The organism is Neisseria yangbaofengii, from assembly GCF_014898075.1.
Lineage (GTDB): Bacteria > Pseudomonadota > Gammaproteobacteria > Burkholderiales > Neisseriaceae > Neisseria > Neisseria yangbaofengii.
Genome location: NZ_CP062976.1, coordinates 2,226,893 through 2,240,621, shown reverse-complemented (window position 1 = coordinate 2,240,621; position 13,729 = coordinate 2,226,893). Strand labels below are relative to the sequence as shown.

Annotated in this window: 12 protein-coding genes; 5 read left to right on the top strand and 7 right to left on the bottom strand. The window is 52.3% G+C overall.

The annotated features are described in order from the left end of the window. Nucleotides 1–440: 440 nt before the first annotated feature. The 5 genes from glmS to H4O27_RS10875 form a co-directional block, all read right to left on the bottom strand. A complete protein-coding gene (gene glmS / locus H4O27_RS10895; protein WP_165010603.1) occupies nt 441–2,279 on the bottom strand; it encodes a glutamine--fructose-6-phosphate transaminase (isomerizing) in 1,839 nt (612 codons plus the stop codon). Nucleotides 2,280–2,439: 160 nt separating this feature from the next. Beyond that, nucleotides 2,440–3,099, bottom strand: a complete 660-nt coding sequence (locus tag H4O27_RS10890) for a hypothetical protein (protein WP_165010605.1) — start codon at nt 3,097–3,099, stop codon at nt 2,440–2,442. 182 nt (nt 3,100–3,281) lie between these two features. Next, nucleotides 3,282–4,652: a bifunctional UDP-N-acetylglucosamine diphosphorylase/glucosamine-1-phosphate N-acetyltransferase GlmU gene (glmU, locus tag H4O27_RS10885; protein ID WP_165010607.1), complete on the bottom strand. Its 1,371-nt coding sequence runs from the start codon at nt 4,650–4,652 to the stop codon at nt 3,282–3,284. Nucleotides 4,653–4,741: 89 nt separating this feature from the next. After that, nucleotides 4,742–5,008, bottom strand: coding sequence for a spore cortex protein (locus tag H4O27_RS10880; protein ID WP_165010609.1), 267 nt, complete (start codon nt 5,006–5,008; stop codon nt 4,742–4,744). Between the two features lie 63 nt (nt 5,009–5,071). Continuing rightward, the gene (locus H4O27_RS10875; RefSeq protein WP_165010611.1) at nt 5,072–5,740 is read right to left on the bottom strand and encodes a pyrimidine 5'-nucleotidase; all 669 of its coding nucleotides are present in this window, start codon (nt 5,738–5,740) and stop codon (nt 5,072–5,074) included. Between the two features lie 209 nt (nt 5,741–5,949). Between H4O27_RS10875 and H4O27_RS10870 the strand changes: the two genes are divergently transcribed. The 4 genes from H4O27_RS10870 (at nt 5,950) to glgA (ending at nt 10,794) form a co-directional block, all read left to right on the top strand. Beyond that, nucleotides 5,950–6,705, top strand: coding sequence for an ABC transporter permease (locus H4O27_RS10870; RefSeq protein ID WP_165010613.1), 756 nt, complete (start codon nt 5,950–5,952; stop codon nt 6,703–6,705). Nucleotides 6,706–6,752: 47 nt separating this feature from the next. After that, on the top strand, nt 6,753–7,625 hold the full coding sequence (locus tag H4O27_RS10865; protein WP_165010615.1) for a mechanosensitive ion channel family protein: 873 nt from the start codon (nt 6,753–6,755) through the stop codon (nt 7,623–7,625). A gap of 312 nt (nt 7,626–7,937) precedes the next feature. Continuing rightward, nucleotides 7,938–9,272 (top strand): glucose-1-phosphate adenylyltransferase, encoded by a 1,335-nt coding sequence (gene glgC, locus H4O27_RS10860; RefSeq protein ID WP_165010617.1) that lies wholly within the window; start codon nt 7,938–7,940, stop codon nt 9,270–9,272. Between the two features lie 103 nt (nt 9,273–9,375). Then, nucleotides 9,376–10,794, top strand: coding sequence for a glycogen synthase GlgA (gene glgA / locus H4O27_RS10855; RefSeq protein WP_165010619.1), 1,419 nt, complete (start codon nt 9,376–9,378; stop codon nt 10,792–10,794). An 87-nt stretch (nt 10,795–10,881) separates the two neighbouring features. Here glgA and H4O27_RS10850 read toward each other — a convergent pair whose 3' ends face one another. Beyond that, nucleotides 10,882–11,451, bottom strand: a complete 570-nt coding sequence (locus H4O27_RS10850) for an outer membrane protein (RefSeq protein WP_165010621.1) — start codon at nt 11,449–11,451, stop codon at nt 10,882–10,884. A gap of 438 nt (nt 11,452–11,889) precedes the next feature. Further along, nucleotides 11,890–12,378, bottom strand: a complete 489-nt coding sequence (locus H4O27_RS10845) for a dihydrofolate reductase (protein ID WP_165010623.1) — start codon at nt 12,376–12,378, stop codon at nt 11,890–11,892. Nucleotides 12,379–12,771: 393 nt separating this feature from the next. On the opposite strand from H4O27_RS10845, the gene H4O27_RS10840 reads away from it, so the two are divergent. Next, nucleotides 12,772–13,656: a DegV family protein gene (locus H4O27_RS10840; RefSeq protein WP_165010625.1), complete on the top strand. Its 885-nt coding sequence runs from the start codon at nt 12,772–12,774 to the stop codon at nt 13,654–13,656. Nucleotides 13,657–13,729 lie beyond the last annotated feature (73 nt).

The following is a 13,729-nucleotide window of genomic DNA, read 5'->3' as shown; positions in this document are numbered from 1 at the left end:
AGCGTTTGATTGATGCTGCATTGCGGGTATTCCGATTTGTGATAACGGCGAGCCGTTCTGTATGTTGCGGCCTTCCATTCGGTTGTGCGTACGGGAGGTGTATGCCGAAATGAGTCGGCAGGGGCGGTGTATGCGGTGCGGCGGCGTGAATCCGTTATCAGTAAACTGCATCAGGCTTTGGCGCATTTGCCGCCGGAGTATGGATTGGAAGAAGTGATTGACGGCTGACCGCCTTTGGCGGAGCAGGCGGCTTTGCGCGAAAGTTTTCGTGCCAACATTGTGGCGTACCGTCCCGATTTTATAGTGAATCCACTTTAAAATAGTACGGCGTTGGGTTCGCCTGGCCGTATTATCTATACTGTCTCCGGCTCACCGCCTTATATCCTATTTTTAAAGTGAATCCACTATATTTTTGCGTCTTTTTCAGACAAGCCAAACTATTATTCTACGGTCACGGATTTGGCCAAGTTGCGCGGTTTGTCCACATCGGTGCCGCGTGCCAAGGCTGCGTGGTAAGACAGCAATTGCACCGGAATGGTGTGTACAATCGGTGACAATACGCCGACGTGGCGCGGGGTGCGGATAACGTGTACGCCGTCGGCTTCGTTGAACTGGCTGTCGAGGTCGGTGAATACAAACAATTCGCCGCCGCGCGCGCCGACTTCCTGCATGTTGGCTTTGACTTTGTCCAACAAAGTGTCGTTTGGCGCAATCACCACCACCGGCATATTTTCATCCACCAATGCCAACGGCCCGTGTTTCAATTCGCCGGCAGGGTAGGCTTCGGCGTGGATGTAGGTGATTTCTTTCAGTTTCAACGCACCTTCGAGGGCAATCGGGTAGTGAATGCCGCGGCCTAAGAACAAGGCGCTGTCTTTTTTGGCGAATTTTTGCGCCCAAGCAGCGATTTGCGGCTCGAGATTTAAAACGTGTTGGATGCTGCCCGGCAATTGGCGCAATTCCTCCACATAAGTGTGTGCTTGCTCTTCGGTAACGTGGCCGCTCAGTTTGCCCAAGGTCACGGCCAAGCCGAACAAGACCACCAATTGAGTGGTGAAGGCTTTGGTCGAGGCCACACCGATTTCGGCACCGGCGCGGGTGTAGAGCACCAATTCGCTTTCGCGCGGCAGGGCGGATTCCATCACGTTACAAATCGACAAGCTGTGGTGTTGTCCCAAAGATTGCGCGTATTTCAGCGCTTCCATGGTGTCGAGCGTTTCGCCGGATTGGGAAATGGTGATCACCAATTGTTTCGGATCGGCGATTACGTCGCGGTAACGGTATTCGCTGGCAATTTCCACGTCGGTCGGCATTTTGGCGATGCTTTCCAGCCAGTATTTGGCGGTCAGCGCGGAATAGTAAGAGGTACCGCAGGCCAAGATTTTGATGCTGTGGATGTCGGCGAACACTTCGCGTGCTTTTTCGCCGAAATTGTCCGGATTGAAACCGCCGTCCAAGAATACTTCTGCCGTGTCGGCAATCGCGCGCGGTTGCTCGTGGATTTCTTTTTGCATGAAGTGGCTGTATGGGCCCAACTCTAAAGAAGCCAGCGACAATTCGGATACTTTTACTTGGCGGTCGGCCGGTGCGCCGGTTTTGTCGATTAATTTCACGATACCGTCAGCGTTGAGCAGAGCGATGTCACCATCTTCCAAGTAAGAAATTTTACGGGTGAAGGCGATCACGGCCGATACGTCGGAGGCGATGAAGGTTTCTTGGTCGCCAAAGGCCACCAACAATGGGCAGCCCATGCGTGCCACGACCATTTCTTTGTCGTTTTCTTGCGAAATCACCGCAATGGCGTAGGCACCGTGGAAATTTTGGGTGGCGGCTTTAACGGCTTCGTATAAGTTGCCGCCGTTTTGACTGTATTCGTGATTCACGCTGTGGGCAATCACTTCGGTGTCGGTTTGTGATTCAAACACATAACCCAAGCCTTGCAGGCGTTCGCGCTCGGCTTCGAAGTTTTCGATGATGCCGTTGTGTACCACGGCAATCATGCCGCCGGAAATGTGTGGGTGCGCATTTGGCTCGGTCACGCCGCCGTGGGTTGCCCAACGGGTGTGGCCAATGCCCAAATGTCCATGGATGCCTTTTTCTTGAGCGGCATTTTCCATTAATTGTACGCGCCCGACGCGGCGCACGCGGCGGATTCGTTCGCCGGTGTGAACGGCAATGCCCGAAGAATCGTAACCGCGATATTCCAAGCGTTTCAGGCCGTCAGTTAAAAAATCGACTACATTATGATTGGCGCGCAATGCGCCGACGATACCGCACATATAAGTTCCTTAGTATCAAGAGTTTAAATAAAACCACACCGTATCACGGGCGATGAAGCAAGTATGTTGAGCGTTGCTTCAAGGTCGCGTTTTAGCTTTAACGGCATGGCGGTTTGGCCTGCTTCGGGCAGACCGTGTGGGAAAATTTCAGACGGCCTGTTTATTCCTGAAACAGGCTGTCGAGTTGTTGCTGTAAGGCGCGGTTGTGTTGCTCCATCTGCTGCATCATTTGTTGTGACGCGGCTTCCAGTTGCGGCAGTATGTTCATCATCGCACCGAGGTTCTTTTTCATCACTGCCTGACCTTCGCCTGATTTCAAAAACGCTGCCGCTTCATTGGCCTGTTTTTGAAACGCATCATCAAACGGAATACCGTTGGTTTTCGCCGGCCCGCTCAAGAGTTTGCCGGAATGCAGGCCGTTTTGCAGCACGCTACCGACCCATTGGGTCATGGCTTCGGCAAACTCGGCCTGCTGTTGCGGCGTGAGTTGCTGTACCGATGATGATTGCTCGGTGACCGTGCGGCTTTTGAAGCCGGGTTCGTCTACCGTCGTGGTGGTGCGCACCACTTGGCCGCGTTCGGGGTCATCGTAAGTTTCGGTGACGGTCGCGGCAGAGATTGGTTGCCATAATAAGGCGGCTGTCGAGATCGCGAGTAAAGTGCGGATGTCCATACGTGTTTCCTTGCTTGTCGAACGGTTATTTCTCGGGCGGTTGCCGTGTCCGCGTCGGGTCAGAAATTTCACCGGCAAAGGGAATGCCGCCGCACAAGCCGATGGCGGGCAAAGAGATGCCGCCGATGGGCCGGTTGAGCACTTCATATCCCCCCGCCCATGCCGGACAAAACCATCAGGCCGGGAGTCAGGGCGCACAGGCCGCAAAGCGAAATAATGATGGATCCGATATGGAATTTCATACGCATCCCTTAATGAAGATGAGTAACCGGGCAGCAGGATTTCAGACGGCCTCTAATCGTTAGGCCGTCTGAAACCTAAAGGGCAACTTACTTTTTATCGCCTTTTTCCGGACGGACCCAACCTTCAATAATGGTTTGGCGGGCGCGGGCGATGACAAGCTGGCCGTCGGCCACATTTTTGTTAATCGCGCTGCCGGCGCCGGTGGTCACTTTGTTGCCCAAGGTTACCGGCGCAATCACCACGCTGTTGGAACCCAAGCGTACTTCGTCGCCGATGACGGATTTGTGTTTGTTCACGCCGTCGTAGTTGGCGATGATGGTGCCTGCGCCGAAATTGGTTTTGCGGCCGACTTCGGCATCGCCGATGTAGGTCAGGTGGTTGGCTTTGGTGCCTTCGCCGATGGTGGAATTTTTCACTTCGACGAAGTTGCCGATGTGCACATCATTGGCCAACTTGGCTTGCGGACGCAAACGCGCGTATGGGCCGATGACGTTGTTTTCGCCCACTTCGCAATCTTCCAATGAAGAGAACGCGGCGATTTTGGCATTGGCGGCGATTTTGGCATTTTTAATCACACAGTTGGCACCGATTTCCACGTTGTCGCCGATTTCCACATCACCTTCAATCACTACGTTGACATCAATCACCACGTCTTGGCCGTGTTTCAGACGGCCTCGTAAATCAAAGCGGGCAGGGTCGCGCAGGGTGACGCCGGCTTTGAGCAGTTCTTGCGCTTGCTCGGTTTGGAAAATGCGTTCCAATTCGGCCAGTTGCACTTTATTGTTCACCCCGGCTGCCAAATGCGATGCACGCACTTGCACCGGATGCACGGCGATGTTGTCTGAATTGGCCAGGGCAATCAGGTCGGTCAGGTAATATTCGCCTTGCGCGTTGTTGCTGGACAAGCTGTTGAGCCAGCCTTCGAGCTTGGCATTAGGCAGCACCAAAATGCCGGTATTGGTTTCTTTCACGGCTTTTTGTGCGGCGTCGGCATCTTTTTCTTCGACAATCGCCACCACTTTTCCGCCTTCGCGGATGATGCGGCCGTAGCCGGCCGGGTTGTCCAATACATCGGTCAACAGGCCGACTTCGTCACCGGCGGCGGCCAACAGCGCTTCCAGAGTGGCGGTGTCGGTCAGCGGCACATCACCGTAAAGCACCAAAGTGCGGCCTTCGGCAGGCAGGTGCGGCAAGGCCATTTTCACGGCGTGGCCGGTGCCGAGCTGTTCGGTTTGCTCTACCCATACCACATCGCGTTTCACTTTTTCCAAAACCTGCTCTTTGCCGTGGCCGATAACGACGCAAATGTTTTGCGGATTCAGTGTGGCGGCCACGTCAATCACGCGGGCAACCATCGGCTTGCCGCCGACTTCGTGCAGCACTTTCGGCATTTTGGAATACATACGGGTGCCTTTGCCCGCAGCAAGAATCACGATATGTAAAGGTGTTTGGCTCATTATTGTTTTTCCATCCGGGGTGAACGATTGAATATTGAATGTGGAAGGCCGTCTGAAACGATGGGTTTAATGTTCGGACGGCATGAGAATTATTCGGCGGCGGCAGAGTCGGTTTCGCTGTCCCATGTGGTGCCATGCACATCCTGGCGCGGCTTCATTTCAGGCTTCACGGCGCGTTGCTCGGGGCGGTATTGGTTGTAATTCATGTTGCGCGAATAAGAGCCGTCTTGATAGTAAACGCGGGTGCCTTTTCCGTATTTTTGGCGCAGGGCGGTGCTGCCGTCGGCTTTTTGGTAGGTTTCCCATGTGCAGCCGGCCAGTGCGGCCAATGCCAAAATCATTGCTAGGTAACGCATGTCTTTTTCCTTGTTGAGAATATTTGTTTATTGTAATGAATTTATATAAGGAATCATAGGGTTTTACGCGTTTCGGACGGCCTCAATCCAGCCTTGTTGCGCCGCCCAGTCCTCCAGCGCGGCCATGTCGTGTGCGGCGCAATCGACAAAGGGCAATTCGTGGGCTTTACGGCCGAACCATGCGGTGCGCATTCCCAGTTGTTTGGCGGCGTAAAGGTTATCTGCGTTATCGTCTACGATAATACAATTTTGCGGTTTTGTTTCAAGCAGTTGACAGACGGTCAGATAGGCTTGGCGGTTGGGTTTGTACAGAAAACCGAAATCGTCGGTGCCGGCCAGTAGGTCGAAATGCGGGCGGATGGCCAAGCTTTCGATAACCGCTTGTACATAAAACGATGGCCCGTTGGAAAATACCGCCTTGCGCCCTTTCAGACGGCCTAACAGGGTTTGAGTTTGTTCCATAGGTGTTAATTTTTCTAAAATTTGCGGCATGGGGTGGCTTTGGGTCAGAAATTCTGTAATGTCGATTTCAGGATGGTGGATTTGCAGTCCGGCCAAAGTCGCGCCGTAGCGGTGCCAATAGTCTTCGCGTATGGCGGACGCTTCATCATGGGAAAGATTCAGACGGCCTGCCAGATAATCGGTCATGGCGTGGTTGATGAGCAGGAAAATACCGGCATCGGCGTTGTGTAAGGTGTTGTCGAGATCGAAAAGCCAAACGGGCGCATTCATGGCGGGCTCGCGGTGGAAAAAACAAGATGATGGCAGTTTGTGCGCGGTCGGGCAACCTTTTGGCCGGTAGGGCGGCATAAAACAAAGTGAAACAATCATTTAAGCGGTGATGTTTAATATGTTAAAATACCGCCGATAACACATAGGCCGTCTGAAGCCCTTCATTTTCAGACGGCCTTTCCGCTGGATAACACACACGAACACACATCATGATCGGTTTTTATACCTTATTCAAAAAAGAAATCCTGCGCTTTTGGAAAGTGGGCTTGCAAACGCTGGGGGCGCCCATGCTCACCGCGCTGTTGTACCAATTGATTTTCTCGCACGCCATCGGCCGCCATGTCGAAGCCTTGCCGGACGTGGCGTATAATGCGTTTCTGATTCCCGGTTTGGCAATGATGAGCATGGCGCAAAATGCGTTTGCCAACGCATCCAGCAGCCTGATTCAGTCGCGCTTGTCGGGCAATTTGGTGTTTATTCTGCTGCCGCCTTTGTCCGCGTTTTCCTTTTTCGGCGCGTATGTCGGCGCGGCAGTGGTGCGCGGCTTGCTGGTCGGTTTGGGCGTGATTGCGGTGACGGCTCCGTTCGGTTTGCCTATGCCGCATCATCCGGGTTGGATTGTGGTGTTCGGGCTGTTGGGTTCGGCCATGATGGCGATACTCGGCCTGATGGCGGGCATTGTGGCGGAAAAATTCGACCAGTTGGCCATGTTCCAAAATTTTCTCATCATGCCGCTGACGTTTTTGTCGGGTGTGTTTTATTCCATCAACAGCCTGCCTGAATTTTGGCGCACAGTCAGCCATTTTAATCCGGTGTTTTACATGATTGACGGCTTCCGCTACGGCTTTTTCGGCGTGAGCGACACTTCGCCGCGGCTGTCGCTGGCAGTAGTCGGCGCGGTGGTGACGGCATTGGGGGCACTGGTGTTGGCGGTGTTGCATTCGGGCTGGAAGCTGCGCCGTTAATACAGGCCGTCTGAAACCTAACAGACTGATTTATATAAGGATAGACAATGAATGTTGACAATTTTACTTTCGAGCAGCTTTTCAGCCTGAAAAGCTGGGAACGCTTGGCTGAAAACGGCATGGATTTCGGCCTGAATCTGCTGGCGGCAGCAGTGATTTTCGTGGTCGGCCGCTGGTTGACGACCTATATCGTCAAGCTGATGAAAGCCGCGCTGACCCGTGCCAAAGTCGATTTGACCTTGGTGAGCTTTTTGGGCAACGTCGCCAACATCGGCCTGCTGATTATGGTCATCATCGTCGCGCTGGGCAAACTGGGCGTGCCGACCACCTCGGTGACAGCCTTGGTCGGTGGTGCGGGTTTGGCGGTTGCCTTGTCGCTGAAAGATCAATTGTCCAACTTCGCCGCCGGTGCGCTGATTATTTTGTTCCGACCGTTTAAAGTGGGTGACTATATTAAAGTCAACGGCTTTGAAGGCTATGTGCGCGAAATCAAAATGGTGCAGACTTCGCTGCGCACTTATGCCAACGAAGAAGTGATTCTGCCCAACAGCGTGGTGATGGGCAACAGCATTACTAATAAATCTTCGCTGCCGCAATGGCGTGCGCAAGTGTTGGTGGGTGTGGATTATGCCTGCGATTTAAAAGCCGCTAAGGCGGCGGTGTTGCGTGCGGCGACTGAGCATCCGAAATGCATTCAAACTGAGAAACCGGCCACGGTTCAGGTAACCAATTTAGGCGACAACGCGATTGAAATCACCTTGTGGGCATGGACGACCGAAGCCGATTGGTGGGGCTTTCAATGTGATTTGTACGAGCAGGTGGTAGAAAACCTGCGCGAAGTGAAAATTAATATTCCGTTCCCGCAGCGCGATGTGCATATCGTGTCGCAACCGGCGGCGAATGATGTGAAAACCGCGTAAGCCTATTATCGGCCATGCGCCAAGGCATAAGGCTTTTTCATCCGGATTTCCGGTTTTACTTAACTTAACATAAATATCAGATTTTATTTGCGTTTCGTACAGGCGGCAGCTTGGGTTTTGGACTATCATCATGTGATGACATCCCGCCCTGCTGCCGCTTTTTGCCGTAACAAAACCGAAGCAGTGCAGTCGCCGGCCATAATAAATACAAGCCGTTTCAGCCGATGCGTTAATATTCATCGGCAAACAATAGCAATACACAGAGAAATGACCGTTTGATAAACCGATTCAATCACAGGAGAAACCATCATCATGGCACAAGAATTTATCCCGCAGGCTTATAGCCTCGAACGCCCTTTAACCGTCGCCGCCATCACCGATGAGACGCTGGTGTTGATTTTGGCAGGCGGCCGCGGCTCGCGTTTGCGCGAAATGACCGACCGCCGTGCCAAACCGGCCGTCTATTTCGGCGGCAACTGGCGCATTATCGACTTTACGCTTTCCAACTGCTTCAATTCCAATCTGTTTAAAATCGGCGTGATTACCCAATACAAAGCCCATTCGCTGCTGCGCCATCTGCAGCACGCATGGTCGTTTATGCCGCGTGAGCGCGGTTACTTCGTCGATATGCTGCCCGCGCGCCAACAAATAGATGAAAACATGTGGTATCGCGGCACTGCCGATGCGGTTTGGCAAAACGTGGCCTTGATGAAAGAGCATTACAAACCGAAATACGTGTTGATTTTGGCCGGAGACCACATTTACAAGATGGACTATATGCAGATGATCCGCGACCACATTTCGCGCGGCGCCAAATGCACCATCGGTTCGATTGAAGTGAAACGCAGCGAAGCCAAAGAATTCGGCGTGATGGCGGTGGACGAACATTTGAAGGTGCAGGCGTTTGTGGAAAAACCGGAAAATCCGCCTGCCATGCGCGAGAAGCCGGATTCGTCGCTGGCTTCGATGGGCATTTATGTGTTTGATGCCGATTACCTTTACGAAACGCTGGAGCGCGAAGTCAAGCTCGACCATACCAGCCACGACTTCGGCAAAGACATCATTCCGAAAGCGCTGCAAGACGGCGTATTGTATGCGCATCCTTTTGAGCGATCGTGCATGGGGCGCAACGCCGAGGGCAGCATTTACTGGCGCGATGTCGGTACGCTCGACAGCTATTGGGGCGCACACATGGATTTGGTGGCCGAATATTCGCAGCTGAATTTATTCGACCGCTCGTGGCCGATACGCGGTTTGCCGTCGCAATCGATGCCGAGCAAATTTTTCTACAAACACCAACACGAGCGCACCATCGACAATTCGATGATCAGCGGCGGCTGTTTGATTACTGATGCCGAAATCAGCTCGTCGGTTTTGTTTGAACGCGTCACCGTCAACGAAGGTTCGGTGATTGGGCAATCGGTGATTCTGCCGCAGGTGAAAATCGGCAAGAATTGCATTATCCGCAATTGCATCATCGAGCGTGCTTGCGAGATTCCGGACGGTATGCAAATCGGGGTCAACCCGGGCAAAGATGCCGAGTTTTTCCGCGTGAGTTCCGGCGGCAGCGTGGTGTTGGTGACACCCGATATGTTGGAAAAACGCGTTAAAGCTTTGAATAAATTTGCCGATGGTATGGGCATTTGAATAAGGCTTCAGGCCGTTTGAACTATTTTCAGACGGCCTGAAAAATGCAGTCTGAATCTTTATTATCGTATAATCTGAATTCCCGCCTTGATTTAGGAATATTATGAATATCCTGCATGCAGCTTCCGAGTTTTACCCCTTATTGAAAACCGGCGGTCTGGCCGATGTGTTGGGCGCGCTTCCTTTTGCGCAGCAGCAAAACGGCGACAACGTGCGCATGGTTCTGCCTTACTACCGCCGAATTCGCGAACAGATTCCGTTTACGTCTGAAGTGTTCCGCGGCGACGGCCCGGGAGGCCATGCGGTGATTCGTTTTGCAGAGTATCAGGGCTTGGGGCTTTATCTGATTGATGCACCGCATTTGTACGACCGCGACGGCAATCCTTACCACGACGGCGATTACTGCGATTATCCCGATAATGTCGTGCGGTTCGGTTTGCTCGGTTGGGCGGCCGCAGCCGTGGCGTGTGGTGCCGATCCGTTTTGGAGGGAGGTGGATGCGCTGCACGCACATGACTGGCAGGCCGGTTTGGCTGCGGCGTATTTGAAATCATGGGGCGCATGGCAGGTGAAAACTGTGTTCACCATCCACAACATCGCCTACCAAGGCTTGTTTGATGCACGCCACATGGCGGATTTGTGGCTGCCGTGGGATATGTACCAGCCCGAGGGATTGGAATTTAACGGCCAAATTTCGTTTCTCAAAGCCGGTTTGTATTACGCCGACCACATCACCACCGTCAGCCCGACTTATGCCCGGGAAATCACTGTATCCGCTTACGGCATGGAAGGCTTGCTGCAACAACGGCGCGATCAAGGCCGATTGAGCGGCATACTCAATGGGGTGGACGAAAGCATTTGGCATCCGGCCAACGACCCGGCTTTGTCCGTTTCATACGACCCGGACAATGTGGTTGAAGGCAAAGCCGCCAACAAAGCCGCCTTGCAGCAGCATTTCGGCTTGAAAAACGATGCCGATGCCATGCTGTGTGTGATGGTGTCCCGTCTGACCGAGCAAAAGGGCGCGGATTTTCTGTTGGAAGCCTTATATGTGAAACTTGCTGAAGATGCGTCTATGCAGTTTGCTTTGTTGGGCAGCGGTGCGCCGGCCTTGGAGCAGGCGTTTAGCGAATTGGCACAACGCTATCCCGATCGCGTGGGCGTGCACATCGGCTACGACGAAACCTTGGCGCACCGTTTGATTGGCGGCGGCGACGTGATTTTGGTGCCGAGCCGTTTTGAACCCTGCGGCCTGACCCAGCTTTACGGCTTAAAATACGGCACCTTGCCTTTGGTACGCCGCACCGGCGGTTTGGCCGATACCGTGGCAGGCTTCGGCGAAAGCGATGCGGCCACCGGTTTTGTATTCGATGCGCCTGATGTGCATGGGCTGACGAATGCGTTCAACGCCGCGCTGTATGCGTGGTCGGAGCCGACTTTGTGGGCAGACATGCGCACTCGCGCCATGCAGCAGGATTTTGGTTGGCTGAAAGCGGCGCAATCGTATCGCCGGTATTATTAAATGAGTTTGTTCATATAAAAAAAGGCCGTCTGAAGAATTTCAGACGGCCTTTTAAGCTACTGTATTTAAACGATTCGAATATGAAGATTAACGGAAGCGGTAAGCGGCAGTGGCCATTACGCCGTTGTTGTTGATTTTCACGTCATCTTTCTTAAAGCGGGTTTGTTCCCATTCCGCGCCGACTTCGATATTCGGGGTCGCTGCATATTTCACGCCCACGCCGTAGCCTACGCCGTTCATGTTTTTCTTGGTGTCGTAAGGACTTTCGAATTTACCGTAGTGGTAGCCGACTTTGCCGTAAGCCATCACGTCATCGGTCAGGCGGTAGCCTTGAACATAAGACACGCTGGCATCGACTTTTTGTTTCACGTCACCGGCTGCGCTGCTGCCTACGGTGCGGTGCAACGGTTTCACCGCAACTTCGGCGCCGCCAATCCAGTTGCTGTTGCCGAATTGTACGTTGTGGTTACCGCGAATGGCCATATCGGCTTTGTATTCTTCGTCCAAGCTGCTGTTTTTCACGTCGCTTTTGGTCGCCCCCGCACCGATTTCAACGGCAGTACCGGTAAAAGTGCCGGTGTTGTAGGTGTTGAACGGGGCGGCAGCGGCAGCGGCTGCTGCGGTCAAAATCAAAGTGGTTAATAAAGTTTTTTTCATAACAGTTGCTCCTTCAAGCAAAGAAAAAGGGGGAAAGCGGGTGGCGGTTGCCTGTTGCTGTCGCTTTCGATGAATTCAGTATCGTAATGTTTCAGACGGCCTGCAAGCGACTTTGCTTTAGGATTACGCTTTTTGGCGGCGGTTTAACGTTTGTAATTGTGGCCGGATGGGAAATAACGGCGAAGGCGTGACTATTGTTCAGCATGTAGCAGTTCGGTTTAGCCATCTGAAAAACAAGCTGATTTTGAAACGCCTCACGCCGTTCGAATAATGCGAAATAGCGGAAAAAGGGAAAAATTAGAGAAATGATTCTGGAAATTATATTTACATTTGTGTATGTATCTTTATTGCACACTTGTCGGTGCACGTTTTGGCAAAACATATAAAAATGCCGTCTGAAACCGGTTTCAGACGGCATTTTTATATGGATTGAATTGATTATCGGCGTTGGTAATGTACAAACGCATAATCGATGCCTTTGGCGCCGGTGTGTGATTCGCGGGCGGTTTCCTGCCATTCATCGGCGGAAAATTCAGGGAAAAACGTATCTCCGCCGGCGACCTGCAAAGCCACTTCGGTCAAGCGCAAATCCGTGGCCAGCGGCAGGGCTTGGGCATAAATCTGTGCGCCGCCCATGATGATGATTTCAGGCGCATCGGCACACAAAGCCAATGCCTCATCCAAGCCCGCCGCCACTTCCGCCCCTTCGGCCATATAGCCGGCCTGGCGGCTGATAATGATGTTGCGGCGCTCGGGCAAAGGTTTTTTCGGCAATGATTCCCATGTTTTACGCCCCATCACCACCGGTTTGCCGCTGGTGTAGTGTTTGAAAAAGGCAAAATCTTCCGGCAAATGCCACGGCATGGTGTTGTTAATGCCGATGCAGCGCGCGTCGGCGTAGGCGGCAATCAGGGTAATTTTTTGCATAAACGTGCTCTTTTCGATGGAAAGGACAGGGTTATTGTAAACGATTGTGGCAAAAAAGAAATCAGGCCGTCTGAAAAGCATGGGTGAAATAATCCCTATCTGCGGCCTTTGCAAAATCTCCATTTTTGGCACATTTCTTCGTTATACCCTGCTTGAAAGCTTGTCTATTCATATTTAGATGACAAATCTTTGCTTTCTGTGCTGCGCTCACTTCGAACTGCACTCAAATCCGGTGTTTTGCAAAGGTCTCTTATCTGCAATGATTATGCCGTTCAATTAAATATGCAGTTATGAATAAAGAAAAGATAGACAGTGCGAATAATACCGTTTATCATAATTTTCGACCATTTGTTTATATTTTTATCGTTGTTTGGATGATTGTAGGGAGACGTTATGTCAAGTTCGTATTCGCTTTACCGCTGTGCGGTGATGTCCACGTCAACCGGTTCGCTGGGTGAAGTGCTCGACCGCAACAGCTTGGTGCAGATTTTGCCGCTGCGCGTCGATTTGGGCACGCGCCAGTCGGCGGACGGTATCGAAATCGACAACCGCGATTATTGTGAATGGCGGCAAAAACATTTAGATGACAATGTTGCCACCGAGCCTCCGCCGCAGGATTTATTGCGCAACACTTTTCAATATTTAATCAAACAAGGCTATCAGCAGGTCATCATCACCACGCTGAGCCATAAACTCAGCGATTCGGCCGATACCATCCGCGCATTGGCGGCTGATTTTCCGCAATTGCAGATTTATGTGGTCGATACCGGCAGCTGCTGTATGCCGGAAGGTTTTTTTGCGCTCGAAGCCATGCGTTTGCTGGAAGAAGGCAAAACGGCGGAAGAAGCCGTGGCTTATTTGGAACGCTTGAAACCGAATAGCCACATCGTATTCGGCCTGCGCTCGCTGCAATCTTTGTCGCTTAACGGCACATTGTCACGTTTGGGCGCGCGTTTCAGCGATTGGCTGGGATTACGCACGATTTTGCATTTTTCCGAAGACAAACTGTCGCGCTTGGAAACCGTGGGCAACGATGAAGAAATGTTCGATTCGGTGATTGCCTGCACGCAAAAACAGATGGCGGATAAACCGCCGCAGGATTTTGTGTTGGCCGGTTTGTATAGCGGCGATAAACAAACCTATCTGCAATTTGCCAACCGTTTCCACCAAAAAACCGGCCTGCGTTTGGGAGACGGTGTACCGGTGTCGCCGGCGGTGGCGGTGCACGTCGGTATTCACGGTGTCGGCGTGGGTTTGGTGGAAAAATTGAAAGATTGATTCTTGAGAGCAAACAAAGGCCGTCTGAATCTTTCAGACGGCCTTTGTGCTGATTATTAAAGAAAAGCCGTTT

Bases quoted from the DNA above. Each gene is read 5' to 3' on its own strand.
- H4O27_RS10890 (WP_165010605.1), bottom strand. From the start codon at position 3,099: ATGAAGTGCTCAACCGGCCCATCGGCGGCATCTCTTTGCCCGCCATCG.
- glgC (WP_165010617.1), top strand. From the start codon at position 7,938: ATGGCACAAGAATTTATCCCGCAGGCTTATAGCCTCGAACGCCCTTTA.
- glmU (WP_165010607.1), bottom strand. From the start codon at position 4,652: ATGAGCCAAACACCTTTACATATCGTGATTCTTGCTGCGGGCAAAGGC.
- glgA (WP_165010619.1), top strand. From the start codon at position 9,376: ATGAATATCCTGCATGCAGCTTCCGAGTTTTACCCCTTATTGAAAACC.
- H4O27_RS10840 (WP_165010625.1), top strand. From the start codon at position 12,772: ATGTCAAGTTCGTATTCGCTTTACCGCTGTGCGGTGATGTCCACGTCA.
- H4O27_RS10870 (WP_165010613.1), top strand. From the start codon at position 5,950: ATGATCGGTTTTTATACCTTATTCAAAAAAGAAATCCTGCGCTTTTGG.
- H4O27_RS10880 (WP_165010609.1), bottom strand. From the start codon at position 5,008: ATGCGTTACCTAGCAATGATTTTGGCATTGGCCGCACTGGCCGGCTGC.
- H4O27_RS10875 (WP_165010611.1), bottom strand. From the start codon at position 5,740: ATGAATGCGCCCGTTTGGCTTTTCGATCTCGACAACACCTTACACAAC.
- glmS (WP_165010603.1), bottom strand. From the start codon at position 2,279: ATGTGCGGTATCGTCGGCGCATTGCGCGCCAATCATAATGTAGTCGAT.
- H4O27_RS10850 (WP_165010621.1), bottom strand. From the start codon at position 11,451: ATGAAAAAAACTTTATTAACCACTTTGATTTTGACCGCAGCAGCCGCT.
- H4O27_RS10845 (WP_165010623.1), bottom strand. From the start codon at position 12,378: ATGCAAAAAATTACCCTGATTGCCGCCTACGCCGACGCGCGCTGCATC.
- H4O27_RS10865 (WP_165010615.1), top strand. From the start codon at position 6,753: ATGAATGTTGACAATTTTACTTTCGAGCAGCTTTTCAGCCTGAAAAGC.